Consider the following 24,785-nt stretch of genomic DNA (forward strand, 5'->3'; position numbering starts at 1 on the left):
ACTTTGTGCAAGCTTGTATTGTCGACTTTAACACTAAAGCCAACTGAGAGGTTGGCTTTAGTGCTTTTTATAGAGAGATTGTGTCGATCAGTCGTACAACGTTGGGATCGGTTGACGTTTATGCTGAGTTGCTGTGTAAATCGCAACAAGACGGTCAATCACGTGCTGGGAAACAGGCTTCCCTTCTAAAAAATCATCGATTTGGTCATAACTTAAGTTTAACGCATTTTCATCTGCTTTTTGTGGTGCGAGCTCTTCTAAATCCGCAGTGGGTGTTTTTTGAACCAATTGTTGTGGTGCACCTAATTGAGCCGCTACCGCGCGCACTTGACGTTTACTCAAGCCAAACAGTGGTGCTAAATCACACGCGCCATCACCAAATTTAGTATAAAAACCGGTGATGTTTTCTGCGGAATGATCCGTGCCGAGCACTAACGCACCAACAAAACCTGCAATTTCGTACTGCGCAACCATGCGAGCGCGCGCCTTTACATTCCCTTTCACGAAATCAATTTTGGCACTGTCAGTTGGAGTTAAGCTTGTGCCTTGTAGCGCATCAAGAGAGGCTGAGTGCAGGCCATCTACACCCGCTTTAATGTTGACCGAAATTGAGTGTGTAGGTTGAATGAAGGAGAGAGCAAGCTGCGCTTCATCCTCATCTTTTTGTTCGCCATAGGGTAAACGAACGGCGATAAACTGATAGTCGTTAACAGCGTATTCTTGGTTGAGTTGTGTCACGGCGAGCTGGGCTAGACGGCCGCACGTTGTTGAGTCGACGCCACCACTGATGCCAAGCACTAAAGACTTACAACCAGATTCTACCAATTTGCGTTTAATAAACTCAACGCGCCGTTCAATTTCATAAACAGGGTCAATGGATGAGAGAACACGCATCTCATCACGGATCATTTGTTCCATTAGGGTTCCTTTTCCTGCAAGCAATATAAATCTTTGGTGTATCATACCGAAATCATCAGATTAGAAAACCGAGAAAATGGTTTTCAGACTTGAATAGGATTGCTATGACCAAAATTGCCGTCTTTGGGAGTGCTTTTAACCCTCCGAGCTTAGGACATAAAAGTGTGATTGAATCGCTAAGCCATTTCGATTTAATTCTGTTGGTACCGAGCATTTCACACGCTTGGGGTAAGCAGATGCTCAGTTATGAGATCCGTTGTGAACTTATTGATGCTTTTATTCGTGATTTGCAGTCAGATAAGATACACCGCTCAATAGTCGAAGAGGAACTGCAACAGCCCGGGCAGAGCGTCACAACTCACGCTGTTTTGTCATTACTGCAAAAACAATCACCTGATGCTGACATTACTTTTGTAATGGGCCCGGATAATCTGTTCAATTTTGCGAAATTCTATAAAGCTCAAGATATCTTGCAACGCTGGTCAGTCATGGCCTGTCCTGAAAAAGTCGCGATTCGTAGTACTGATATTCGTCAGCGGTTAGCTGAAAATTTAGATATTGCCGATTTAACGACTATCTCTGTTAGGAAAATCTTGCAGCAAAGAAAACTTTACTAGACAATCCACGCCCTTTTCGTGGTCGGAGCTGTTTGCATTCATGAAGTTAAATGTGGCTGTTTGTGCGTTAATCATGTTTTCGTCGCTGACGGAAGCTTGCGATCTCTATTCCGGTTCATTATTAACGCCAGAGTTAGAATTAACACTAGGTGCAGATAGTAGCCCAACAATGTTACCAGCATCGGGCGTCTGCTTTTCTATATTAGATAGTATGGGCTACGCATCGAAACAACTGCTGGCTTTAGGTTTATTTGAAGAATCTCCAGCCGACTCTTCTTACTGGGCCGATTGGTTTTTAAAAGCCGATTCGGATCCCCTGTTTACTCAGAAATTGGCCACAAGCTACATTGGCTTTGGAGTCTGGATACCCTCTGAATTGCTTGACGAGCAAAGTGATATGTCAACCGAAGAGTGGTTAATGAGTCACGGCTTGCAGCTAAGTATCGGTTTTGGCGAGAAAAAAGCGGGTGAGCCGCGCATGCGTTTTGACTATCGTTGGCATGAAGATTTCGACAGTGTTGTCATGATGCAAATTGAAGTTCCCTTCTAACGTTTTCCCTCAGTAAACACACTCCCTCAGAAAACAAAAAAGCCAACCGCAATATTCGCGATTGGCCTATGTAAATTGTGAACAAAGAGTATTCACTAACAACGTCAGTTGGCTAGGTGACCCTCGGCTTAAGAAGGGTCGATATAGTTATTGCAGCATACGTGCCAAGTTTTATAGCGCTTAGTTGCTATTGTTTCCTTGTTTTTTCAAACTTCCCCAAGAAAATTTTTGCAGACTGCAAATGCAAACTGCAGAAACGACTCAGATTGCTAATGCCGCTAGGTTCAATCACATTCGCTCTGCTATTCCACTTTTATTTAATTACACATCTAACTAATTGGTGGTTTTTTGGTTAAATATTCAATCTTATTTATTTATTTTAAATCAGTGATTTATATATATTGTTGTTGTTTTTTGAATTTTTGGGTTGAATTTTTCATTTGTACTGTTAGTTTATATAGAGGTTTTTAATTAGAGCTCTAACTATTCATGTGGCAGACAATGATTACAGCAGCACCTTGGGTTGCATACCCGGAAATTATGCAAACAAAGACAGAACAATGGACGTTTCGTACCCCTAATCAAGCCGACGGGCAGCGTGTACATGATTTGATTGGGCTATGCCCTCCCTTAGATGAAAACTCCTCATACTGTAACTTCCTACAAGCGATTCACTTTCAAGAGACCTGCATCTTAGCGGAAAGAAATGGCGAAACCGTGGGGTTTATTTCGGCCTATTTAAAGCCTGACAATTCTGATGAATTGTTTATTTGGCAAGTGGCCGTGCATCCAAATGCTCGTGGGCTAGGACTTGCCTCACATTTGTTACATGAATTGCTCGCTCGTGACGTTATGGCTGATGTTCGTGTATTGGAAACGACTATCACGAAAAACAATCAAGGTTCATGGAGCCTCTTTAAGAAGTTTGATCGAGCACATGGCGAGCAAGGAGAGGTATCGACCTTTCTCGATCAAACTCGTCACTTTGAAGGTGAACATGATACCGAGTATTTATACCGTATTCCGCTCAAACCTCGTTCTAACTTAACAGGATAACTATCATCGTTATGGACATTTTTAAAAAGAAAGAATCAAACGTGCAATCTTATGCCAATCACTTTCCCGTAGTTTTCTCTACGGCAAAAGGAAGCTGGCTATTTACCGATTCTGGTGATCGCTACTTAGATTTTTTGGCTGGAGCTGGTTCGTTAAATTATGGTCACAATAACGCCCTCTTTAAGCAGGCGCTATTGGAGTACATTGATAAAGACGGCATTACTCACGGCTTGGATATGCACTCCTCTGCCAAGGCTGAGTTCCTCGCGGTATTTGAAAGTCTCATTCTTGAACCAAGAAACCTCGACTACAAAGTGCAGTTTACTGGTCCAACTGGGACTAATGCTGTAGAGGCGGCAATGAAGCTGGCCAGAAAAGCCACGGGTAGAAGTAATATTGTGGCTTTCACTAACGGCTTTCATGGTTGCTCTTATGGCGCACTTGCCGCAACAGGGAATCAACATCATCGAGGCGGCGCTGGGCTTAGCTTAGATGGCGTGACGCGGCTCCCTTATGATGGCTATGCCAATATTGATGGCCTGTCGCTATTTGAAAATATGCTGAATGATAACTCATCGGGTTTAGACAAACCGGCTGCGGTATTATTGGAGGTTGTCCAAGGCGAGGGCGGCTTGAATTGCGCGTCCAACGAGTGGTTGCAACGCTTAAGTCGTCTCTGTAAGAAAAACGACATTTTGCTTATCGTTGACGATATTCAAGCTGGTTGTGGACGTACGGGAACCTTTTTCAGTTTTGAGCCATCAGCAATAAAACCGGACATAGTGACGCTATCGAAATCGCTCAGTGGTTATGGGTTACCTATGGCGATTGTGCTGCTGAAACCTGAGTTAGATGTGTGGAAACCGGGAGAGCACAACGGAACCTTTCGCGGTAATAATCACGCCTTTGTAACCGCTACAAAAGCGCTGGAAACCTATTGGTTAAATGATGATTTTACCACTCATATCGCACATCGAGCCAAGCAAGTGACGCATGTCATTCAAACCACACTGCGTCGTTTCCCCACACTGTTTAACCGCCACAAAGGGCGTGGACTAATGCAAGGCATTGAATGTAGCAGTGGTGAGATCGCCCATAAAATTGCTCGTCGTTGTTTTCAACTAGGGATGGTGATTGAAACCGCAGGCCCAAATGACGAAGTGATTAAGTTTTTCTGTCCACTCACTATCACGGAAACCGAACTCGACCAAGGTTTAGATATTTTTGCACAAGCGGTAGAAGAGCTAGCCTCTCAGTTAATAAAAAAAGCATCTTAGGAATAAAAAATGATTGTTAGAACATTAGAAGAGTGTCGCCAAAGTGAGCGCCGGGTTGTTGCTCAAACTTGGGAAAGCGTTCGTATGCTGCTGAAAGATGACAATATGGGTTTTTCATTCCATGTTACGACCATTTTTAAAGGCGGCGAGACCCATATTCACTATCAAAACCATTTGGAATCAGTGTATTGCATGTCAGGTGAAGGGGAGATCGAAGTGATAGGAGGGGAAACTTACCCGATAAAGCCCGGCACTTTGTACATCCTTGATCAACATGATGAACACTATTTAAGAGCTTATTCTGGTGCAGATATGGTTATGGCATGTGTTTTTAACCCGCCACTGACAGGAACTGAAACGCATGATGAAAAAGGTGTTTACCCAATCATTGAGTAATCACTCGCGACGATTCACTGCATTCAATTTAAAAGAAAAGGAGATCCCATGTCTTACACCGTAGAAAAAATCGGTGGAACATCAATGAGCGCTTTTGATGCTGTGCTCGACAATATTTTACTAAGGCCTCATCACCCTTATGATCGAGTGTTTGTGGTATCAGCGTATGCAACTATTACCGATGCCCTACTGGAATGCAAACGCACTGGCAAGCCCGGTATTTACCAGATGATCGCGAAACATGATACGCAATGGCAAGAAGCCATGTACCAACTTGAGCAACGTATGTTGCTGATTAATGAGCATTTGTTCGCCGATCCGATGAGTCGTATTCGCGCGGATAAATTTATTCGTTCGCGGATCTCAGAAGCAGTCAACTGCATTAATAATATTCTAGAAACGTGTCAATACTGGCAGTTTTCATTGCGTCAGTATTTGCCTCAGGTGAGAGAATTTTTATCTTCAATAGGCGAGGCTCATAGTGCCTATAACACCAGTTTGAAGCTAAAAACTCTTGGGATTAATGCATGCTTCATTGATCTCTCCGGGTGGAATAATGGGCAAGCAGGAAGCTTAGATGAGGTGATTTTGGCTGCTTTCGAAGACATTGATGTAGCAACGCAATTGCCAATCGTGACTGGCTACGCCTACTGTAATGAAGGATTAATGAAAACCTATGATCGTGGCTATAGTGAAATGACCTTTAGCCGCATCGCCGCATTAACCAACGCAACGCAAGCGATCATCCATAAAGAGTATCACTTAAGCTCCGCAGACCCGAGAATTGTAGGCGCGGATAAGGTTAGCCCGATGGGATTGACGAACTTTGACGTAGCAGACCAACTGGCTAATTTAGGTATGGAAGCGATTCATCCGAATGCGGCAGCTGGGCTGCGTCAGCAGGGGATTGAGCTCAGAATCAAAAATACGTTCGAACCAGAGCATAAAGGTACTCTCATTTCCAATGTTCATAAGCCTCAGAACTATAAGGTAGAGATTATTGCGGGCAAGGACAAAGTGTTCGCCTTGCATATTTTTGACCAAAGCATGGTCGGGAAAATTGATAATGCCAGTTATGAATTGATGGAAGTGATCGCCGAAGCTAAGGTACATCTCGTTGGTAAAGAGATGAATGCAAACTCGATGACGTATTACCTCAGTGGCAGCAGCGATAACTTAAACCACGTGTTGTACAAAATAGAGAAGCGCTACCCGAATGCATCCGTATCAGGAAAAATGGTCGCCCTCATTTCCGCAATCGGTGCATCAATGAACACCAACAACGCATTAACGCAAGGCATGCAAGCGTTAGTTAACGCAAAAATTAGCCCTATTGCCGCTCACTCGTCGATGCGTAATGTCAATGTACAATTCGTAGTAGAAGACAACGATTACAATCGCGCGATTTGTGTTTTACATGATGTGTTGATTGCGAAACCGCTATCTACCAAAAAAGCGGCTTAGCGGTTCAGATTGAAGGATCGTTCCCCCCAATCGACCCCCAATCACATAGTAATCTACGTGATTGGGGATTTATTTTCTGAGCGGCTGTTTTTTAAGTGGTTTAGCTCGCTTAGGTTTCAAGCGGTTTGGAAAGCTACAACATCACTAAACTTGCTGTGCCCAAGAAGGCAAAGAAGCCGACAACATCCGTTACTGTGGTTAAGATGACAGAGCCCGCTAATGCTGGGTCAAGCTTAAACTTATCAAGCGTGATCGGGATGAGTACCCCAAACAGCGCGGCGGTAATGATATTTACAACAATGGCCAGTGAAATGGTGGCGCCAATCATCGCTGACTGGAACCAGAGCCCTGCCAAAGCACCAATGATCAACGCCCATAACAAACCGTTAATGGAACCAATACCAATTTCATTTTTGAGCAACGCAAAACGGTTACCCGGTGTAATTTGGTTCAATGCCATGGCACGTACCATCAAGGTTAAGGTTTGACTTCCCGCAATACCGCCCATCGAGGCAACAATTGGCATCAACACCGCTAACGCGACAACTTGCGAGATGACCGTTTCAAACATACCTATAGTGACCGAAGCGAGGATGGCGGTCAGCAGGTTGATCCCGAGCCAAAGGCCTCGTTTTTTGGAACTTTTAATGATGGGTGCAAATAAGTCATCTCCTTCATCCATACCTGTACCGGCCATTAAGCGCGATTCGTAAATCTCTCGTTGTGTACTCAGGGCAAATTGCCAGTCTATTTCACCCACTAAGATTTCATGGTTATCAATGATGGCGACGGTCGGCAATTGGGAATGTTCTAACGCTTCTACTGCTTCAGAAAGTGACTGGTGAGCATTCAGCGTAAAGAGATCATCTTGCTTGATGTTTTTCAGTAAAGTTTTGCTTTCAGCAAGCAAAATTTCTGTATAACTCACGATACCTTGGAATTTTTTTGCTTTGTTGATCAAATAGATATGTTGTGGAGAGTTATAATGATATTTCTCCAATAGTATCTTGGCTTTGTCGACACTGATGCTGAAAGGCAAGGTATACACTTTACGGTTTGCCCAGTGGCCAACTTCAGTATCTTCATAGGCATTGGCTTGATCATACAATTCAAGCTCGTCGCGACTAATTAAGCGCAGCGCTTCACTGATGATTTCATCAGGCAGAGAATCGGCCCATTCGAGCAGAGATAGGTTATCGAGTTTGGCGAGAGTCAGTTTTAGTTCTATTTCTGACAGTGCGTTGATGATAGAAAAACGTACTTCAGCACGCATCTCTGTCAGTACATCAATGTGTAGCTCTAAGGGTAGGCTACGCCACAGACGTACCCGCTGCTCGACAGGAAAAGCTTCTAAGATGATTGCGATCGAGCTTTCATCAAGCCCACTTTCCACGTACTCGCCGAGTAAGTCGATTTGTTGCTGCTCATCGGCTTTTGAAATCGTTTCAATATGCAGTGAAAGGTCTTGATATTCGTTCAACGTTTTACTCCGATAGGAAGTTGTTTCTTCTCGATTTTTTTTACGGCTTTTTCTGGAGTTTTGTTTAATACAATTACAGGGCGAACAATAAAGAGGTTGTTTGGATAGAGCACTGTATTGCCATCAACATTCTCTAATACGACATTGAGTAGGTTCATGTCGACGATTTTACCTTCAACAAAATTTGCGCCATCCACCACTCGCACCCATAAACCGATGCGACAGTGGTTTTGTACAAATAAAACCAGAAATGAGGTGACGTTGCTCAGCAAAGACCAACCTGCAAACAAACCGACGCCAAGCAACGCAAAAAGTGATGAGCCAACAACCAATAACCCACGCAGTTCCACGCCCCACATCATTAGCAGAGTCAACACTAACACCAAGAAGAGTAAGGTCTTCACCAGCCAACGTGCTCGTTTAAGCCGATGAATATCGACTTTGCCTATGACCATATTCTCAAACCATCGCACGGTGTAGCTGGCTGTTTTAGGATAAATAAGCAACGCCATGATCGTGATGATCCATTGATAATTTTTTTGAAATAAGTCTAAGTATTCCATGACGAATCAGAAAAAGGAGATTTGGTTCAAAATAACCGAAATTCAGTCAATTACAACCTCTAATCTGGCTGAGGTTGATAATTGGAATTGGGTTGAGAAAAAAGTAACCAATTTGCTTTAGTCGGTCGAATAAAAACTAGAGAGGATCATCGGGTTCTAGACTAGACAATAGTGTCGATGCTTCTATTTCTGGTGTTTTCATCATCATCGATAACCGCTGTAAAGTAGAGAGAATGAGAGTTTGTTCCCATGCGTTTAACGCCTGAAATTGTTCAATAAAGCTATCTTTTAGCAGTGTGGGTGCTTTGAGTAATAATTCATCTCCTGTTGGGGTCAACAACGCATGAACTTTACGTTTATCTTGTTGATCTCGCTCTCGAATGATCAGTGCGCGCTTTTCTAAGCGATCCAAAATGCTGGTCGCTGTAGCTTGGCTCATATTAGTATGATCGGAGAGTTGCTTTATGGTCATATCGGCCGAGTTTTGGATCGCACGCATTAACAATAGTTGGGGGCTAGTGAGGCCAAAATCTTTGTTTATTTTTTTGGAATGGAGATCTGTCGCACGAATAATTTGGCGTATAGCGACCAGTACTTCTTCATGAATATCCAATACTTTCCTCCTTGAAAATAAGCAGAGCCACCCTTTTGATATGGGTGGCTCCATATTCTTACTTCGCTGCTTCTTTGGCGGTTTTTATCCACGAATCGAATTCAGATTGGTGAGCTTTTATCCAACCATTGGCATGAGCTTCAATATCTTTGGCAGAGTTTTTACCTTTACTCATGATCATGTTTTGCGCACTGATATCATTAATATTCAACTTCATGATTTCAAAAAGTTTTGCTGCGGCTGGGTTTTCTAGAGCGAATTTTTTATTGGCGACAATCAGCATACTGTTCATCTCAAAGCCGAAGTTCTTTCCATTGGGTAGGGTTGTATCGATATTTTTGCGCTCACCAGGTAGGGCAGAGAAAGGGACTTCAAGCCAGGTGACATCTTTACCAGGGACCAAAACCCCACTCACCCAATAAGGTGTCCAAGTGTAATAAAGGATAGGGTCGCCTTTTTTGTAGCGTGAAATTGTATCGGCAATGATAGCGGCATAGTTACCCTGGTTGTGAGTAACGGTCGGTCGTAAACCGTAGGCGGTTAAGTGCTCCTCAATCACCATCTCACAACCCCAGCCGGGTGTGCAGCCAGTTAAGTCTGCTTTACCATCGCCATTTGCATCAAACAGCTTGGCGATTTTAGGGTCTTTTAACTGAGCAATATTGGTAATACCGTATTTATCTGCCGTTTTTTTATCAATCAAGTAGCCTTGTGCTGCTCCTGATATATATTGACCTTTTCGATAGAACTTGGCGTCGCCGCCCGCCATCGAGTATTTGTCGGCGTGTAAAGGAAACCACCCAACGGCGAGATAGGTTGCATCGCCTTCGGCAATCGAAGTATAAGCCACGTTGTAGTCGACTTCTTTGGTCGGTTTGACATCGTACCCCAGCGCTTCCATCGCTTTGTTCACGATGAGAGTTTGAAATGTTTCTTCAGCCACTGTCGATTGTACGGGTTGTACACTAATACCTTTGCCAGGAAGTTTATCAGCCCAAGCGCTGATGGGTAATGCCGCCGATGCGATTAAACTGGTTGAGATTAACGTCTTCCATGCGTAATTCATTTCTGTTCTCCTAGATTGTTGGCACTCTGATGAGTCAGTTTTTGCTTCAGTAAATAAAAGGGTGAGATAGGGCCGGTTTGATACCAGCGTACTTTTTGATCGCGATTTTCTGTACCGATATGCTGAGTTAGGCGATCAAGTAAGATGGCGAGAATGACAATGCCAAGTCCCCCCACGGCAGCGAGTCCCATATCAAGTCGGCCAATACCACGCAAAACCATTTGCCCTAAGCCACCGACAGCAATCATGGAGGCAATTACAACCATCGACAGCGATAGCATCAGTGTTTGGTTGACACCGGCCATAATGGTCGGCATGGCTAGTGGTAACTGAATACGGTAGAGCATCTGTTTTGGGCTTGCGCCGAATGCATGGCCTGCTTCGATAAGCTCTTCGGGAACTTGTTGAATACCTAAGATGGTTAAACGAACAATCGGTGGCAGGGCGAAAATAATGGTTACCACCACGCCAGGTACGTTGCCAATTCCGAACAGCATCACGATCGGGACTAAATACACGAATGCGGGCGTGGTTTGCATCGCATCCAAAACGGGGCGGATGAATTTTGCAGCCGTTTGATTTCTGGCCAGCCAAATCCCAAGTGGCAAGCCAATCAATAGGCAAAAGAATACCGAGGTCATGACCAAGGCGAGGGTGACCATTGCTTGTGACCACGCTCCGATTAATCCAATCGTAATCAGCGAGGCTAATGAAGCGATACCCATTTTAGGTCCAGCAAGTTGCCATGTGATCAAAAATAAAATCAACAACATCACAGGCGCTGGCGTTGAAACTAACGTGGTTTCAAATGAACTTAAAATAAAATCAACAGGTACTCTGACAGCTTGAAATAATGGCCTACCGTGTTCCACTAACCAACCCAGCCCGGTTTCAACCCAGTGATCAAAGGGGATAATTGCATCTTGAAATGGGTGCAGCCAATCGAAAGGCGCGGGAGCGTCGGTTGCGCCATTTAACCAATCACCTGCTGTAGTTGGAGACGCAGTAGTCGCTGACCAAGGATCGCTGCTGACAGGCGTTTGCGCGGTAGACGCCCATGGGTCAAGCGCCTCTGTGGATTGAATGTTGGTTTCCGTTGTCATAATTATTCCCTATCCAAAGTCTGCAATAAGCGTGATTTGGTGATCACGCCGTAATAATTTCCCTGCTGATCGACAACAGGCACGGCGTAGGGGACTTCAGCAACTTGGCTGATTAGTTCACTAACAGACAGCTCCGGATCAACCGTCACAATGTCAGGCAGTAGTGCCGCGCTAAGTGATGTTTGTTGCTTGAGAGCTTGTTTCAGAGAGTCGAGCGACACAATGCCAGAGTATTTATTCGTACGGTCAACTACAATTCCGTAGTCTCGGTCATGATCCATCAGTAACTGCATTGCTGCAGCCGGGCCATCATTGTCGTGTTTTTTAAAAACGGCCGCGGGTTTTTTACGGGCAATGTCTTTAGCTGAAAAAACACTGGCAACATTAACGCCACGAAAGAATGAACTGACGTAATCGTTAGCAGGATGATGCAATATTTCATCGGGCGTGCCCGTTTGTACGACGATGCCATCTTGCATGATGGCGATACGGTCACCAATTCTCATTGCTTCATCAAGGTCATGAGAAATAAAAACGATGGTTCGCTTATCATCATTTTGCAGGCGGATTAGTTCATCTTGCATTTCGGTGCGGATTAACGGGTCGAGTGCGGAAAATGCTTCGTCCATTAACAAAATGTCAGGGTCGTTGGCGAGTGCACGGGCCAAACCAACGCGTTGTTTCATCCCACCCGATAACTCATCAGGGAATGACTCACAGTAGGCGTCTAAGCCAACCCGAGCGAGCGCTTCTTTTGCACTTTTATTACGTTCATGAGCCACCACTCCTGATAGTTCTAATCCAAAGGCAGCGTTTTCAAGAACGGTCATATGTGGCATGAGTGCGAAGTTCTGAAATACCATTGAGATATTTTTACGTCTTACATCGCGCAGCTCTTGCTCTGAAATATGAGCAATATCCTTACCCTTCAGTAAAACACTTCCTTGGGTTGGCTCAATCAGGCGGTTCAACAATCGAACTAAAGTGGACTTGCCCGAACCGGACAAACCCATAATGACAAAAATCTCCCCTTCATTGATTGAAAGAGACACATCCTTGACCCCAACAGTGAGCCCGGTTTGCTCGAAAATTTGGTCCTTATCCAACCCTTTTTCTAACAGCGGGAAAGCCTGTTGTGGAGTCTCTCCAAATACCTTGTAGAGGTTCTTAACTTCTAACACGGGTGACATGATTTACATCCTTTGTTCTTCATGGCTATTTAATGTTTAGCCGTAAATATGTATAGTACACTAAGCATTAATTTGACGATTTTCAAGTTTTAACCCAGTTTTCATTAGCTATTTTGTCATTAACTTACTGATTTTTTATATCAAAAATAAATTTAAAAAAACAAAAAATAGTTTGAGTTAAAATGGTTGTATGTGGATGACAGGCCAGAGAAATTTGGGTCCATCGGTGTGCAGATTTGAAAATGGCGACGAATAAATCGACAACGTGTCTGATGAAAGAGGTAGAGAGTGAGAAAAATAAATGAGCAACCGATTGTGCGGCAATTATTGCAGCTATTCTTGTTCCTGATAGTGCTAACGTCTTTCCCAACACTGGCACAGGAAGAGTCTTATTCTGAATCGCCAATACTGGATCGTCCTTTGGTTGAGCGCTACATATTGGATGAGCTGAAAGCGTTAAGACAAGATCAACAAGATCTTGAACGGCGACTCACGATTCAAATTACCGACAGAGAATTGTCCGTTGCAGACAAGTCACTGAATTACTCGAATGTGACGGTGACCTATTTTTTCTATGTCATCGCTGGTGTTGCCTCATTAGTTGCATTAATTGGTTGGCAGTCACTTAAAGAAGTGAAGCACAACTCGCGTGAACTGGCCGATAAACGGCTAAATCAAATTGCGCAGGAATATGAGAAAAAATTCCTCGCCTTGGAGCGAGATCTCAAGCGCAAAACACGCATCATTACCGAAAACAACCGTGAAATTGAAATTATTAATGAAATCCATAACTTATGGTTGAGAGCGCAAAGTGTCCAAACACCAGAGCAGCGTATTGAAGTGTATGACGAAATTTTAAAAATCCGTCCCGGAGATTTGGAAGCGTTGACATACAAAGCAGATGCTGCGATGGAAATTCGGGAATACTACTGGGCACTGAGCCTATGTAATCGCGTGCTAGAGTTAGATGATGCTAATGCGCCAGCCTTGTACCAACGAGCATGTGCGTATGCGCGTATCGGAGCCGAAGAACAAGCGATTGAGGATTTACAAAGAGCCACGGAAATTAGCGCTTCATTGCGAGATTTAATTGCAGAAGAAGCTGATTTAGAAGGGCTACACGGCAATAAGAAGTTTGACGAGCTGATCAGTGGCAACGTTTGATTTTGTATTAAATTTCATCCACTTTTTATAGCGAACTGGTGATAATCAAACGTAATCTTAACGACAAATTATTATCATTAGACACACATACGCTTTTAACCGTTAATGCGCCTGACGTTACAGGCGTCAAGTCGTGATATCAGACTTTCTGATTCACTTTTTACTCTCTGTTTTTGTGAGATTAGATGTGGAACAACCATCCAAATTAGATCGCGTTCGCGCTGACTACAATGTTCATTATTGGAGCCAAGGCTTCTTCGGTATTGACAATCAAGGCGAAGTTTATGTTTCGCCGCGCCATGATAAGGCGCACCAAACCCCCTTGAGTTCGATCGTAAAGCAGCTTGAAGCGCGTGATTTAAATTTGCCTGTGCTTGTACGTTTTCCGCAGATCCTGCATCAACGCGTACATAACATTTGTGACGCCTTTAATCAGGCGATTGAAGAATACCAATATCCAAACAACTACCTGTTGGTCTACCCAATCAAAGTGAACCAACAAAAAGAAGTGGTAGATGAGATTTTAGCCAGCCAAGCGCAGCTAGAGACTAAACAGCTTGGATTGGAAGCGGGCAGTAAGCCAGAATTATTGGCGGTATTGGCTTTAGCCCAACAAGCAAGTTCAGTGATTGTATGTAACGGCTACAAAGACAGAGAGTACATTCGTCTGGCCCTGATTGGTGAAAAGCTTGGCCATAAAGTATTCATCGTTTTGGAAAAATTGTCTGAGCTGGATCTCGTGCTGAAAGAAGCGAAAAGCCTAGGCGTGAAACCACGTTTAGGGCTCCGTATTCGTTTAGCTTCTCAAGGCGCGGGGAAATGGCAGGCGAGTGGTGGTGAAAAATCGAAGTTTGGGCTCTCTGCATCTCAAGTGTTGACCGTTATCGAACGCCTTAAAAAAGAGCAGCAATTAGAAGCATTGCAACTGGTGCATTTCCACTTAGGTTCGCAAATGGCGAATATTCGTGATGTGCGTAATGGCGTGAACGAAGCGGCGCGTTTTTACTGCGAGCTGCGTGATATTGGTGCGGAGATTGACTTCTTCGATGTGGGTGGCGGTTTGGCGGTGGACTACGACGGTACACGCAGTCAATCATCCAACTCGATGAACTATGGTTTAGCTGAATATGCACGCAATATCGTAAGCACGGTAAGCGATGTGTGCCAGTTATATAGTCAGCCAAGGCCAGTCATTATTTCTGAATCAGGCCGCTCGATTACCGCGCACCACGCCGTACTTATCACTAATGTTATTGGTACAGAAGCGTATTACCCAGAAGAGATTCCAGAAGTCGGTGAAGAAGCTCCGGTATTGCTACAAAACATGTGGCGTAACTGGCAAAGCTTAAGTGAAGGCTCTGATGCGCGTGCACTGATTGAAATTTACAACGATACGCAAAGCGATCTGTCGGAAGCGCACAACCAGTTTTCGACTGGCGTTATTAACCTTCAGCACCGTGCTTGGGCTGAACAGCTATCGCTGCGCATTTATCACGAATTGACACTGCAAATGAGTACCAAAAACCGTTTCCATCGTCCTATTTTGGATGAACTGAATGAGCGTTTGGCGGATAAGTTTTTTGTTAACTTTTCACTGTTTCAATCATTGCCAGATGCGTGGGGAATCGACCAAGTTTTCCCTGTGTTGCCATTATCTGGCCTTGAAAAAGTGGAAGATCGCCGCGCCGTGATGCTGGATATCACCTGTGATTCTGATGGTGCCATCGAGCAATACGTCGAGGGGCAAGGTATTGAAACAACGCTGCCAGTGCCAGCATGGAATGCTGATGAACCGTATTTGATGGGATTCTTCCTTGTAGGAGCCTATCAAGAGATCTTAGGCGATATGCATAACCTATTTGGCGACACACACAGCGTGGTGGTGAACATGGCAGAGAATGGAGAAACCGAAATCGTATCGATCAACGAAGGAGACACGGTTGAAGATATGATGCGCTATGTTCATATTGATGTGGATGCTATCCGTAAAAACTACCGCGAATTAGTTAGCCAGCGTGTGGCGGTTGAAGAACAAGAAAATGTATTGCAAGAGCTTGAGCAAGGCTTGAGCGGTTATACCTATCTAGAGGATTTCTAAATGAATGATTTGTTTACTAAAACTGATTATTCCCTGTATTCCAATGCGATGACGTTTGTACGTCGTCCTTATGTTAAAGACCCAGTAAGTGCAGATGCCGATGTCGTGGTACTGGGCGTACCTTTGGATATGGCTACATCAGGTCGCCCGGGGGCGAGAATGGGTCCAGATGCGATTCGTCGCGCTTCAGTGAACCTTGCATGGGAAGGTAAAAAGTTTCCTTGGAACTTTAACTTGTTCCAAGATACCAAAGTGATCGACGCGGGTGATTTGGTGTTTGATTGTGGTGACGCTGAAGATTTCACTTATCGCTTAGAAGCGGCGACTAGCGAAATTCTAAAAAGTGGCAAAACCATGCTTGCTTTAGGTGGTGACCACTTTATCACGCTGCCTATATTGCGTGCTTATGCCAAATATTATGGCGAAATGGCATTGATTCACTTTGATGCTCATACAGACACCTATGCCAATGGCAGCGCTTATGATCACGGCACTATGTTCTATCATGCGCCGAAGGAAGGGTTAATCTCAGCCAAGCATTCTGTGCAAGTGGGTATTCGTACCGAATACAAACAGGAAGGGCACGGTTTTAATGTCATCAATGCGATGCAAGCGAATGATATGTCAGTGGAAGAGATCGTCGCTAATATTCGTCAAACTATTGGTGATAAACCCGTATACCTAACGTTTGATATTGACTGCTTAGATCCCGCTTTTGCTCCTGGAACGGGTACGCCAGTATGTGGTGGATTGAATTCCGATAAAGTGCTGAAAATCATTCGTGCATTGGCCGGTATTAATTTGGTGGGAATGGATGTTGTTGAAGTTTCTCCTCCGTACGATCAAAGTGAGCTAACGGCTTTGGCTGGTGCGACAATTGCTCTAGAGCTGCTTTACGTTTGGGCTTCTAAGCCAAACGTGGCGTCATAAAAAATAAGTCAGCGCGCAGCACCACTGCGCGTTTTTCTTAACCATCATCTCAACGTATTTCCATTAAAAATCATCATCTTGTCTTTCAATGTAAAATTCACTTTGCGCACTCAATAATAAATATTAATGACATAACTTGCATAAGTGTTCGCCGTGTACCAATTTTATTAAGTTGGCTAGGTGTCTCATTGGTCTACCATTCATATTAATAATATGATCAAGTTTCACCTTAATCTTTCTAGCTGTTATACGGTGAGGGTGAATCTATGACTTTAGGTTTTAAAAGCAGAATATATGTGAGCGTAGCACTGCTCGTTGCGATTTCTTTAATCGTTTTGGGCACCATCAACATGCTGTCGTTAAAAGAGAAGATGATTACCTCTTTAACCACAGAAACTCAAAACAAGCTCAACTATCACGTTTCTGAACTCGAATCTTGGGTGAAAACACGTTATCAAGCCGTAGTTAAAGGTTCACAACATTTCCGATCTGCTCTTTCTGATCAAGAGAATGTCAACTTAGTTCGATTGTTAGCTGAGAGTGCGCAAATTTCAAATGTCATTATGGCGTATGACGATGGCCGTGCCTATATGTCGTTTGACAAAGACAACGGAGTTGTTACAGGTCAACAAAATTTCACCAGTAGGGATTGGTATCAGCAAGCAAAAACCTCTCGAACTGCTCAGGTAACTGAAATTTATGAAGATAAAATCACCGGTAAACAGGTTATTAGTGTAGTTATGCCTGTCTACCAACAAAGCCGTTTCATTGGTGTTTTGCTGGGAGATATCCAACTGGATGAGGTTATTGTCCAAGTCAGTAATATGCGCTTTGCCGGCGGTGCAGCGACATTAACCGACAAGAATGCTGTCTTTTTTGCCAGTGATGATCCTAGTGATATTGGACGAACGCCCTCGCAAGTCAGCCCTAATTTCCTCGAAATGGAGAAACTTTTTAGCCAGCAGGATGCTGGTCACTTGTCATTTCCTTATTTAGGTATTGAGTTTGATGGTTATTTCAAGCGCGTTAACCTAACCGATAACATGTACTGGACCATGATGGTGTTCGTCGACAAAGGTACGGCGTTAGCTAATGTGTATGAAGCGCAAAGTAGCGCTATTTACACTGGGGTGATTTTGCTCATTATCAGCGTCGCGGCAATCTTCGTCATTCTTAATTATATCTACAAGCCTTTGCTACGCCTGAAAAAAGCGGTACTTGATCTTTCGAAAGGCTCTGGTGATTTGACACGCCGCTTGGAGGTGAATGGTGATGATGACTTAGCGCAGATAAGCCAAGGCTTCAATTTATTCTCAGAAAATCTACAAAAAATGATGTTGCAAATATCTGATGCCAGTCAAAACATCTCATCTAATATTGAGCAGTTAGGTCAAACGGCAAAGGAAAATGAGCGGATGCTGCTTTCGCACTCATCTGAAACAGAGCAAGTGGTGACGGCCATTACTGAAATGAGTGAAAGTGCACGTACTGTGGCAGAGAGCGTTACGCAATCGAATCACATTACTGACTCGGCGAGCAAAGAGGCCAAACAATCGATTATTATTGTGAATAATGCGGTTGAAACGGTCAGCTCATTGGTGAGTGATGTTGAACAGATGTCTGAGCGCATTGCCAATATGAACAAAGATGCGATCAAGATCAGCGAAGTATTGACCGTGATTGGCGCTATTTCAGAGCAAACGAACTTGCTTGCGTTGAATGCGGCGATCGAAGCGGCGCGTGCGGGTGAGCAAGGCCGTGGGTTTGCGGTGGTTGCAGATGAAGTTCGTGCTTTAGCGGCGAGAACGCAAAACAGCACTACTGAAATATCAGATATGCTGGCCAAGCTACTTGAAGGGACGGATAGCGTTGTAGCCGCAATGGACAAAACTAAAAACCAATGTCAAACCACAGCAGATAAAACGTCCGAAGTTTCTGGTAGTTTAAACATCATGAGTACTTCCGTTTCCGAAATTGATGATCTCAGTACCCAGATTGCTGCTGCGACCGAACAGCAAAGTACAGTCGCAGAAGAGCTCAGTCGCAATATGCTAGCAATAAGAGACATCGTTGAATCATTGGTGGTGAGTGGCAGACAAACTGTCAGTGCTACAGAGTCACTCTCTTACTCAAACCATGAGCTTGACCGCTTGGTCTCCAACTTTAAGTTAAAGTAATAAAACGCCGCTAACGCGGCGTTTTATTTGGGATTAAGCACGGAGAGAGCATCATGAAAACAGCGTATTATAGCGTGTGGCTAGATGAGCACGCCAACCAACTGAACCCTGCGTTTGAGCAAATTTTCCAGACAGTGAAAGCGCATTTTTTTGCTCGCGATCCCAATCGTTGGCCTTTGTATCGTATTCACGAGATCGCCCGTTGGCTTGAAGAGCGAAAAATTGATGCGCCAACCGTGATAAATACTGCATTGCAGCAACAATTACGGCATTCAAACACCATTCCTCGACACTCGAGCCACGCCATTCACCCTTTTAACGACTTAGCGCTTTATGCCGCCAAACGTTCAAAAAACTGGGATGACCCTCGCTCAGTGGAAAATGTGATCTCGACACCTTGTGATCCGGCCATTCACGGTGCGCTACTTGCGACTATTGCCAACCCTAACTTGGTTTATAGCGAATATGCGGGAGATGCCATTGAACTGGAAAAATTAGTCGTGCGGCAAATCGCGCATTTAGCTGGTTATGATAGTGATCAAGCGACTGGAGTATTCACACAAGGAGGTACATTTTGTAATTTGTACGGCTATCTATTAGGTATTCGAAAAGTGTTGCCAAAGTCAGCTCTGAATGGTTTGGCGGGAGAAGATTACAGGATATTCAATTCAGAAGCGGGTCACTATTCAAACATGACAAATTTGTCGTTGTTGGGGGTTGATGTTCAAGGTAAAGCGATTCGGATCAAAGTTAAAGATAACAATGAAATGGATTTGGCTGAATTAGACCAACAATTGATTTTCTGTTTTAAAAATGGCATTGCTGTTCCTAGCATAATGCTGACATTTGGCAGTACCGATACCTTCGCAACTGATGATATTGAACAGGTTTATGCGATAAGAGAAAGAAGATGCCAAGAATATGCGATTTCGATAAAACCACATATTCATGTTGATGCTGCTGTTGGGTGGAGTATGTTGTTTTTTCAAGAGTATGATTTTGAACGCAACCCTTTATCGCTTAATCGTGCAACATTGACGGGTATTGAATCCTTATTGCCGAGGATTAAAAGTTTACAATTAGCGGATTCATTTACGGTCGATTTTCAAAAATGGGGTTATGTCCCTTATACTTCCAGCTTGGTGATGCTCAAAAACAAACACGATCTCGCGGTATTAAAAACAGACCCCGGTTATTACTCCTACTTTGAACATGCTCAAAGAGAAGAGAGCCATTTGCAATCGACCATTGAATGTTCACGCAGTGCCGTGGGTGTTTTTTCTGCCTATTCAGCACTGCAACATTTAGGTATCGAAGGCTACCAAACCGTGATTGGTCATACATTGCAAAATGCTAATTATTTACGCTGCCAATTAGCCGCTCTACCACACTGCAAGGTGGCAGCAGTAGAAAACCAAGGGCCAAGTGTTACTTTTCGTCTCTATGATCCACAGAAAGTGACGTGTGCTGAATCGATGTTTGAGCAAGAAATGAACGTCGCACGTCAGGGCTCTATGGTTGATTCGATAGTAGAGAATACGCTCTACCATCGTCATCAGTTCTTATCTCATAAAGGCCAGCATCTCAACACCAATTGGGTCGATTCGATTGCGCGCACTCATTATGATGACACTGGACATTGCTTACATATTCCGGGAGAAAAAGCGGTTTTAATGAACCCCAATACCACCCGAAAACATATCGAACAGTTTTGCCAAAACATTGTTCGGCGCTAGCCATGGAAAGGGTGAGCGCGAACTGAAATGAATGACTAGTCACGTCAATGTAATGTTATTTTTCACCACGGATGCGGTATGAAGAATGTATTACCATGTGCGCGTGATATTAACCTGAATGTTACATTTTAGATAACAAGCTGTCTCAAGGAACGATAATGAAAAAACAACTGTTGACCCTAGCAATTAGCGTTTGCTTTACCTATGTGGCGCAAGCGAATGAATGGGGATATGAAGGTGAACGTGGCCCTGAACATTGGGGACATGTTTCTAAAATTTGTGAAATGGGTAAAAATCAAAGCCCAATTGATATCAATGGCCTCGTTGAAGCTGATTTAAAATCTTTGGATATCCACTATTCAGGCGTTGTGGGTGCATTGACCAACAATGGACACACGCTGCAAGCCTCAGTTTCAGGAAAAAATACACTGGTAGTGGATGGTACAGAATTCGAACTCAAACAATTTCACTTCCATACCCCTTCTGAAAACTTGATTAAAGGACAACAATATCCTTTAGAAGCGCATTTTGTGCATGCTGATGCAGCTGGCAATCTGGCAGTTTTGGCGGTGATGTTTGAAACGGGCGCACAGAATGAACCATTAGCTCAGCTTACTGCGGAGTTGCCTAAAGTTGGGACGAGTGTGCAGTTAGCAAAAGGGTTAGCAGTACAGTCACTGTTACCTAAGCGAGATGAGTATTACCGTTTTAATGGGTCACTCACAACGCCGCCTTGCAGTGAAGGTGTGAGATGGTTGGTGGTCAAGCAGCCGAAAAGTTTGTCACAGCAACAAAGTACAGCACTACATAGTGTGATGGGAAATAACAATCGGCCCATACAAGCTCACAATGCTCGCTTAGTGCTAGAAAAAGAATAACAACGTTCTTTAAGCGATTTGAAGTCGCAGTCGGGCTCACAGGGTTTACTACTTCCTTTCCGCTCTGCTTCTTCAAATTTTAGGTGTAAGTGCTTAATTTAGCTAAGCTATTTTTTGTGCTTATCCATTGACGGCATTTAATGTATAGCGGCTTGCACTGGCTAAAGATAGTGGTTTTGAAAACCAATAGCCTTGTAAATAAGTTGCCCCCATCTCTTTAAATTTTTGGTACATGTCGCCATTTTCAACCCCCTCAATAACAATGTCGACGCCATTGGTGTGACAAAACTGGATGAGAAAGGCTAAATATTGTTCTGATGCTGGGTTGGTCAGTGTTTTCCATACAATGCTTTTGTCTATTTTAATTTGATTGAGGGGCAAATCAAAGAAGCTATTGAGTGAGCTAAAACCAGCTCCAAAATCATCCAGCGACAGTTGAAACCCCATTTCATTTAAGGAGTGAAGCTGGTTAATCGCATTTTTATCGCCATCGAGTATGACAGTTTCCGTCAGTTCTAACACAATAGAAGAGGGCAATACAGCGGAAGCCTTAGCCATCGTTAGTATCTGTTGTGGGAAGTCACTTTTCAGAAGTTGCAGGACTGAAACATTAATATTAACCCGAATATTGACCCCATTTTGTTTATTGTAACGGCCAATAAACTCACAGGCTTTTTTGAAGACAAAATAGCCTAAATCAACAATCAGCCCCTTTTTTTCTGCAACGGGAATAAATTCGTCCGGGAAAATCTCACCAAACTCTTTTGAGCGCCAGCGGACTAAGGCTTCAAAGCTGGATACCTGTCCTGATTGTGCATGAATAATGGGTTGGAATTTCACAGATAATGAACGTTGAGCTAATGCTTCCTTTAAGCCTCTTTCGATGAAGAAATAACGATCAACGTTCTTTTGAATTCGGCCACTGTAAATTTCGATACGAGAATGATTTTTGGCACTGGCAAATTGGCAAGTTCGTGATGCAATATTTAACAACTCATCGGCAGATATAGCACGGTTTATCTCAGGATAGACACCAATGCTAATATCATTACCATAGAGGTGCCCATGCTCCGTGGCGGATTTCGAATAGTGCTTCATTATTTGAGAGCAGATATGCTTGAGCTCATCGTATGAGCGTTCTCCTCTAAGTAATATGGCAAAATCGTCAGAGCGAATACGGTAAAAATCAGCAAATTCATCGGGCAGTTCACGCAGTGCACTTACGACGTGATTCAGTAAATCTTTAACAATATCTGAGCCGTATTGATTGAGATAAGACTTAATATCTTCAAGTTGGATGTAGATAAGTGAATAAGGCTCTCCAATTTTGAGTGCTTTCTCATCAATATCGAGCAGTAATTTACTTCGATTATAGAGGCCTGATGAGCTGTCAAAAAATGCAGCTTGATGAATGTAATCTTCCATCAATTTTTGATCGGAGATATCTTTATGGCTACCCACCATAAAATGTTCACCGTTCACACTTTTTGTGACCGCATTCCCCTCTAACCAGATATATTGACCATTTGCTTTTTTGACTCGGTATTGAATCGATTCCCTTGATTCAGTGGTGCTGATATGCTTGTCGACGCGGCTGTTGAGCAGTGCACGATCCATAGGATGAACCAAACTCAGCCAATCAGCATAGGAAATAGTTTCGCTGTTTACACCAAATTGTACATAAAATGTTGGATTATAGAGCACCATGTTTCCATCGCTGCTCATATAAAACAGACCTTGACTAAAAAAATCGAGAATATGAACCAGACGCTGCTTTGCAACGGCACTGTCTAGGTCTGAAATTGAATACTCTTCCTGCGGAAATGACATGGTCATGTTAATCCTAATTCAAGCGAAAGCAGCAATGGATGATAATAGTGAGTCTTGATCCAAAACATTGCTTTATGACTCATCTTTAAAGAGTACTATAACGCTTGTACTAAGATGTCTCAATTATAAAACTATTGATTCATCAATTAGGCACAAGTTATCAGTTTATTTCACGGAAGTTGTTATTTCTGAAACGAAATGGTGAGACTTAAATAACGTAGGATCGCATCGTGCGGTTTATTCGTTGTGGAAAGAATAAAAGCGACAAATTGTCGCTTTTATTCATGTAGAAGTCATACGATTTAACGATCCCAATACGCTTCTTCTAGGCTATCTTCACGTTCTGGTAATGCTCGCGATAAACGAGGAGAGTGCTGTGTGAGCACTTCGTAGCTGACACGGTTTGCATATTTGCAGATCTGAGATAACGAAGAGTAAGTGAGATATGGCACATCATGTTTGGCAGAGTTTGGAACATTACGTTGATGATAACTATTCGCAGCCATATCGTGCAATAAAGCCGATAGCGCTCCGTCTCCCGCTCCGTTAGTGTTTTTGATTTCCAATGGGCCACCCAAGTAAGGGCCAATGTGTGAATACACTTTTATTGGGTTGAGACAGTCTTGTTTTCGCATCGCACGGCTAAATTCGTACTTGTTAAATTCAGCAATATTACCCGGTAGGAGAGGCAGTTCAGTTTCGCGCTTTGCACTTTCATCAGTGTAGCTAGCCATATAAAGACCCACGGGCCCCGCGGTGCAGAGGATTAAATCTACCCATTCGAGTGCTTTGTTAGCCGCAAGCAGTGGATCTTTCTCACCAGTTAACGCTTCACCTTCTTCTTCATTCATGGCGACGACTGTGATGTTTTCTTTGATGTAGTCTTGCCACCACTTCGCATTACCTTCAATTACATACTTAGTGCCTAGGGTTAACACCACTGGAATGTGCTTGGATTTAGCGATCTCAATAGCGCGTTTGACCGCAAGTGGCATTGGATCTTCGGGCTTTCCACGCATTAAGTAAGAAGAAACAACTAAAGCGGAAGCTTTTTCAAAAACCTCTTCAGGAACACTATCGGGGCGAAGTTTATTCATATGCCCTTCATTAATGGCGAAGGTGCGCTCTCCATCATCAGAAATTAGGGTGTAGCAACGCCCGATAGGACCATCGACAGTTTGAAGATGGTTTAGGTTCATGCGCGATGAGGTTCTACACAAATAACGATAGCTGTATGAGCCGACTTCAATATTTTTGGACATCACGCCGAGCAAAACAGATTTGCTATCGGCCAACACAGAGTAGTTGTGCAGTGTGTTGCCAATCGTATCTCCCGGGTATTGGTGAGTAATTAAACCTCGTTCGACTAACTCTTCATAGAGCGCATCGGCTTTGCTCTCTTCGAGCACCAGTGAGTGACCTTTACTCAATTGATGTTTCTCTAAGAACTCATTGTCTACACGGGCTTCAATATCAACAATGGTTTGCCCAACACCGACCACTGTTGGGCGGTGGAGCATAGCCGTTTGTTGAATTTGATTGACGAGAGGGTCACGAGCATGAGTCGGAAAATAGTGCTTAGATTTACGCTGTCCAGGAAACTTCATGTTGAAAAATGAGAATTGAAAATTTCCCGTATCATATCACGGATGTGAAAGGTTCCTTTCATTTTTATTACA

General features: G+C 43.6%; 21 protein-coding genes. 12 read left to right on the plus strand and 9 right to left on the minus strand.

Features of this window, described 5'->3' with window-relative positions; genetic code table 11:
• Window positions 1–87: 87 nt before the first annotated feature.
• A complete protein-coding gene (gene nadE / locus PL85_RS05785) occupies window positions 88–918 on the minus strand; it encodes an ammonia-dependent NAD(+) synthetase (RefSeq protein ID WP_115340271.1) in 831 nt (276 codons plus the stop codon).
• A 104-nt stretch (window positions 919–1,022) separates the two neighbouring features.
• On the opposite strand from nadE, the gene PL85_RS05790 reads away from it, so the two are divergent.
• The 6 genes from PL85_RS05790 (at window position 1,023) to PL85_RS05815 (ending at window position 6,278) form a co-directional block, all read left to right on the plus strand.
• The gene (locus tag PL85_RS05790; protein WP_164996821.1) at window positions 1,023–1,535 is read left to right on the plus strand and encodes a nicotinate-nicotinamide nucleotide adenylyltransferase; all 513 of its coding nucleotides are present in this window, start codon (window positions 1,023–1,025) and stop codon (window positions 1,533–1,535) included.
• A gap of 40 nt (window positions 1,536–1,575) precedes the next feature.
• Window positions 1,576–2,085 (plus strand): hypothetical protein, encoded by a 510-nt coding sequence (locus PL85_RS05795; RefSeq protein ID WP_017046067.1) that lies wholly within the window; start codon window positions 1,576–1,578, stop codon window positions 2,083–2,085.
• A 489-nt stretch (window positions 2,086–2,574) separates the two neighbouring features.
• On the plus strand, window positions 2,575–3,141 hold the full coding sequence (gene ectA, locus PL85_RS05800) for a diaminobutyrate acetyltransferase (protein WP_017046068.1): 567 nt from the start codon (window positions 2,575–2,577) through the stop codon (window positions 3,139–3,141).
• Between the two features lie 11 nt (window positions 3,142–3,152).
• Window positions 3,153–4,418: a diaminobutyrate--2-oxoglutarate transaminase gene (ectB, locus tag PL85_RS05805; protein ID WP_115340270.1), complete on the plus strand. Its 1,266-nt coding sequence runs from the start codon at window positions 3,153–3,155 to the stop codon at window positions 4,416–4,418.
• Between the two features lie 9 nt (window positions 4,419–4,427).
• Complete coding sequence (locus tag PL85_RS05810) at window positions 4,428–4,814, plus strand: ectoine synthase (RefSeq protein ID WP_013867980.1); 387 nt, start codon at window positions 4,428–4,430, stop codon at window positions 4,812–4,814.
• Window positions 4,815–4,862: 48 nt separating this feature from the next.
• The gene (locus PL85_RS05815; RefSeq protein WP_115340269.1) at window positions 4,863–6,278 is read left to right on the plus strand and encodes an aspartate kinase; all 1,416 of its coding nucleotides are present in this window, start codon (window positions 4,863–4,865) and stop codon (window positions 6,276–6,278) included.
• A 133-nt stretch (window positions 6,279–6,411) separates the two neighbouring features.
• On the opposite strand, the gene PL85_RS05820 is transcribed toward PL85_RS05815, so the two are convergent.
• The 6 genes from PL85_RS05820 to proV form a co-directional block, all read right to left on the minus strand.
• Window positions 6,412–7,758, minus strand: a complete 1,347-nt coding sequence (locus tag PL85_RS05820) for a magnesium transporter (protein WP_115340268.1) — start codon at window positions 7,756–7,758, stop codon at window positions 6,412–6,414.
• The gene (locus PL85_RS05825; RefSeq protein WP_013867977.1) at window positions 7,755–8,321 is read right to left on the minus strand and encodes a mechanosensitive ion channel domain-containing protein; all 567 of its coding nucleotides are present in this window, start codon (window positions 8,319–8,321) and stop codon (window positions 7,755–7,757) included. Before PL85_RS05825 ends, PL85_RS05820 begins: the two co-directional genes overlap by 4 nt.
• 136 nt (window positions 8,322–8,457) lie before the next feature.
• A complete protein-coding gene (locus tag PL85_RS05830) occupies window positions 8,458–8,988 on the minus strand; it encodes a MarR family winged helix-turn-helix transcriptional regulator (RefSeq protein ID WP_013867975.1) in 531 nt (176 codons plus the stop codon).
• Between the two features lie 4 nt (window positions 8,989–8,992).
• On the minus strand, window positions 8,993–10,000 hold the full coding sequence (gene proX, locus PL85_RS05835) for a glycine betaine/L-proline ABC transporter substrate-binding protein ProX (RefSeq protein ID WP_017043349.1): 1,008 nt from the start codon (window positions 9,998–10,000) through the stop codon (window positions 8,993–8,995).
• Complete coding sequence (gene proW / locus PL85_RS05840; RefSeq protein ID WP_017043350.1) at window positions 9,997–11,103, minus strand: glycine betaine/L-proline ABC transporter permease ProW; 1,107 nt, start codon at window positions 11,101–11,103, stop codon at window positions 9,997–9,999. Before proW ends, proX begins: the two co-directional genes overlap by 4 nt.
• Before the next feature lie 2 nt (window positions 11,104–11,105).
• The gene (gene proV, locus PL85_RS05845; protein ID WP_013867972.1) at window positions 11,106–12,293 is read right to left on the minus strand and encodes a glycine betaine/L-proline ABC transporter ATP-binding protein ProV; all 1,188 of its coding nucleotides are present in this window, start codon (window positions 12,291–12,293) and stop codon (window positions 11,106–11,108) included.
• Window positions 12,294–12,620: 327 nt separating this feature from the next.
• Between proV and PL85_RS05850 the strand changes: the two genes are divergently transcribed.
• The 6 genes from PL85_RS05850 (at window position 12,621) to PL85_RS05875 (ending at window position 21,276) form a co-directional block, all read left to right on the plus strand.
• On the plus strand, window positions 12,621–13,457 hold the full coding sequence (locus PL85_RS05850) for a tetratricopeptide repeat protein (RefSeq protein ID WP_214649638.1): 837 nt from the start codon (window positions 12,621–12,623) through the stop codon (window positions 13,455–13,457).
• Window positions 13,458–13,644: 187 nt separating this feature from the next.
• Window positions 13,645–15,555, plus strand: a complete 1,911-nt coding sequence (speA, locus tag PL85_RS05855) for an arginine decarboxylase (protein WP_026027469.1) — start codon at window positions 13,645–13,647, stop codon at window positions 15,553–15,555.
• The gene (gene speB, locus PL85_RS05860; RefSeq protein WP_013867969.1) at window positions 15,556–16,485 is read left to right on the plus strand and encodes an agmatinase; all 930 of its coding nucleotides are present in this window, start codon (window positions 15,556–15,558) and stop codon (window positions 16,483–16,485) included.
• A 266-nt stretch (window positions 16,486–16,751) separates the two neighbouring features.
• Window positions 16,752–18,662, plus strand: coding sequence for a methyl-accepting chemotaxis protein (locus PL85_RS05865; protein ID WP_020977858.1), 1,911 nt, complete (start codon window positions 16,752–16,754; stop codon window positions 18,660–18,662).
• Window positions 18,663–18,715: 53 nt separating this feature from the next.
• Window positions 18,716–20,398: a pyridoxal phosphate-dependent decarboxylase family protein gene (locus PL85_RS05870; RefSeq protein WP_064626289.1), complete on the plus strand. Its 1,683-nt coding sequence runs from the start codon at window positions 18,716–18,718 to the stop codon at window positions 20,396–20,398.
• 158 nt (window positions 20,399–20,556) lie between these two features.
• Window positions 20,557–21,276, plus strand: coding sequence for a carbonic anhydrase (locus tag PL85_RS05875; RefSeq protein ID WP_115340266.1), 720 nt, complete (start codon window positions 20,557–20,559; stop codon window positions 21,274–21,276).
• Window positions 21,277–21,396: 120 nt separating this feature from the next.
• Here PL85_RS05875 and PL85_RS05880 read toward each other — a convergent pair whose 3' ends face one another.
• Window positions 21,397–23,112, minus strand: coding sequence for a putative bifunctional diguanylate cyclase/phosphodiesterase (locus PL85_RS05880; protein WP_115340265.1), 1,716 nt, complete (start codon window positions 23,110–23,112; stop codon window positions 21,397–21,399).
• 296 nt (window positions 23,113–23,408) lie between these two features.
• Complete coding sequence (locus PL85_RS05885; protein WP_013867964.1) at window positions 23,409–24,713, minus strand: inosine/guanosine kinase; 1,305 nt, start codon at window positions 24,711–24,713, stop codon at window positions 23,409–23,411.
• Window positions 24,714–24,785: the final 72 nt, after the last annotated feature.

Origin of the sequence: Vibrio anguillarum, assembly GCF_001989995.2 — a bacterium.
In the GTDB taxonomy this organism is placed as follows: domain Bacteria; phylum Pseudomonadota; class Gammaproteobacteria; order Enterobacterales; family Vibrionaceae; genus Vibrio; species Vibrio anguillarum.

Excerpts from the sequence above, each read along its gene's own strand:
- nadE (WP_115340271.1), bottom strand. The coding sequence starts at position 918 with ATGGAACAAATGATCCGTGATGAGATGCGTGTTCTCTCATCCATTGAC.
- PL85_RS05790 (WP_164996821.1), top strand. The coding sequence starts at position 1,023 with ATGACCAAAATTGCCGTCTTTGGGAGTGCTTTTAACCCTCCGAGCTTA.
- PL85_RS05795 (WP_017046067.1), top strand. The coding sequence starts at position 1,576 with ATGAAGTTAAATGTGGCTGTTTGTGCGTTAATCATGTTTTCGTCGCTG.
- ectA (WP_017046068.1), top strand. The coding sequence starts at position 2,575 with ATGTGGCAGACAATGATTACAGCAGCACCTTGGGTTGCATACCCGGAA.
- ectB (WP_115340270.1), top strand. The coding sequence starts at position 3,153 with ATGGACATTTTTAAAAAGAAAGAATCAAACGTGCAATCTTATGCCAAT.
- PL85_RS05810 (WP_013867980.1), top strand. The coding sequence starts at position 4,428 with ATGATTGTTAGAACATTAGAAGAGTGTCGCCAAAGTGAGCGCCGGGTT.
- PL85_RS05815 (WP_115340269.1), top strand. The coding sequence starts at position 4,863 with ATGTCTTACACCGTAGAAAAAATCGGTGGAACATCAATGAGCGCTTTT.
- PL85_RS05825 (WP_013867977.1), bottom strand. The coding sequence starts at position 8,321 with ATGGAATACTTAGACTTATTTCAAAAAAATTATCAATGGATCATCACG.
- PL85_RS05830 (WP_013867975.1), bottom strand. The coding sequence starts at position 8,988 with ATGGAGCCACCCATATCAAAAGGGTGGCTCTGCTTATTTTCAAGGAGG.
- proX (WP_017043349.1), bottom strand. The coding sequence starts at position 10,000 with ATGAATTACGCATGGAAGACGTTAATCTCAACCAGTTTAATCGCATCG.
- proW (WP_017043350.1), bottom strand. The coding sequence starts at position 11,103 with ATGACAACGGAAACCAACATTCAATCCACAGAGGCGCTTGACCCATGG.
- proV (WP_013867972.1), bottom strand. The coding sequence starts at position 12,293 with ATGTCACCCGTGTTAGAAGTTAAGAACCTCTACAAGGTATTTGGAGAG.
- speB (WP_013867969.1), top strand. The coding sequence starts at position 15,556 with ATGAATGATTTGTTTACTAAAACTGATTATTCCCTGTATTCCAATGCG.
- PL85_RS05865 (WP_020977858.1), top strand. The coding sequence starts at position 16,752 with ATGACTTTAGGTTTTAAAAGCAGAATATATGTGAGCGTAGCACTGCTC.
- PL85_RS05870 (WP_064626289.1), top strand. The coding sequence starts at position 18,716 with ATGAAAACAGCGTATTATAGCGTGTGGCTAGATGAGCACGCCAACCAA.
- PL85_RS05875 (WP_115340266.1), top strand. The coding sequence starts at position 20,557 with ATGAAAAAACAACTGTTGACCCTAGCAATTAGCGTTTGCTTTACCTAT.
- PL85_RS05880 (WP_115340265.1), bottom strand. The coding sequence starts at position 23,112 with ATGACCATGTCATTTCCGCAGGAAGAGTATTCAATTTCAGACCTAGAC.
- PL85_RS05885 (WP_013867964.1), bottom strand. The coding sequence starts at position 24,713 with ATGAAGTTTCCTGGACAGCGTAAATCTAAGCACTATTTTCCGACTCAT.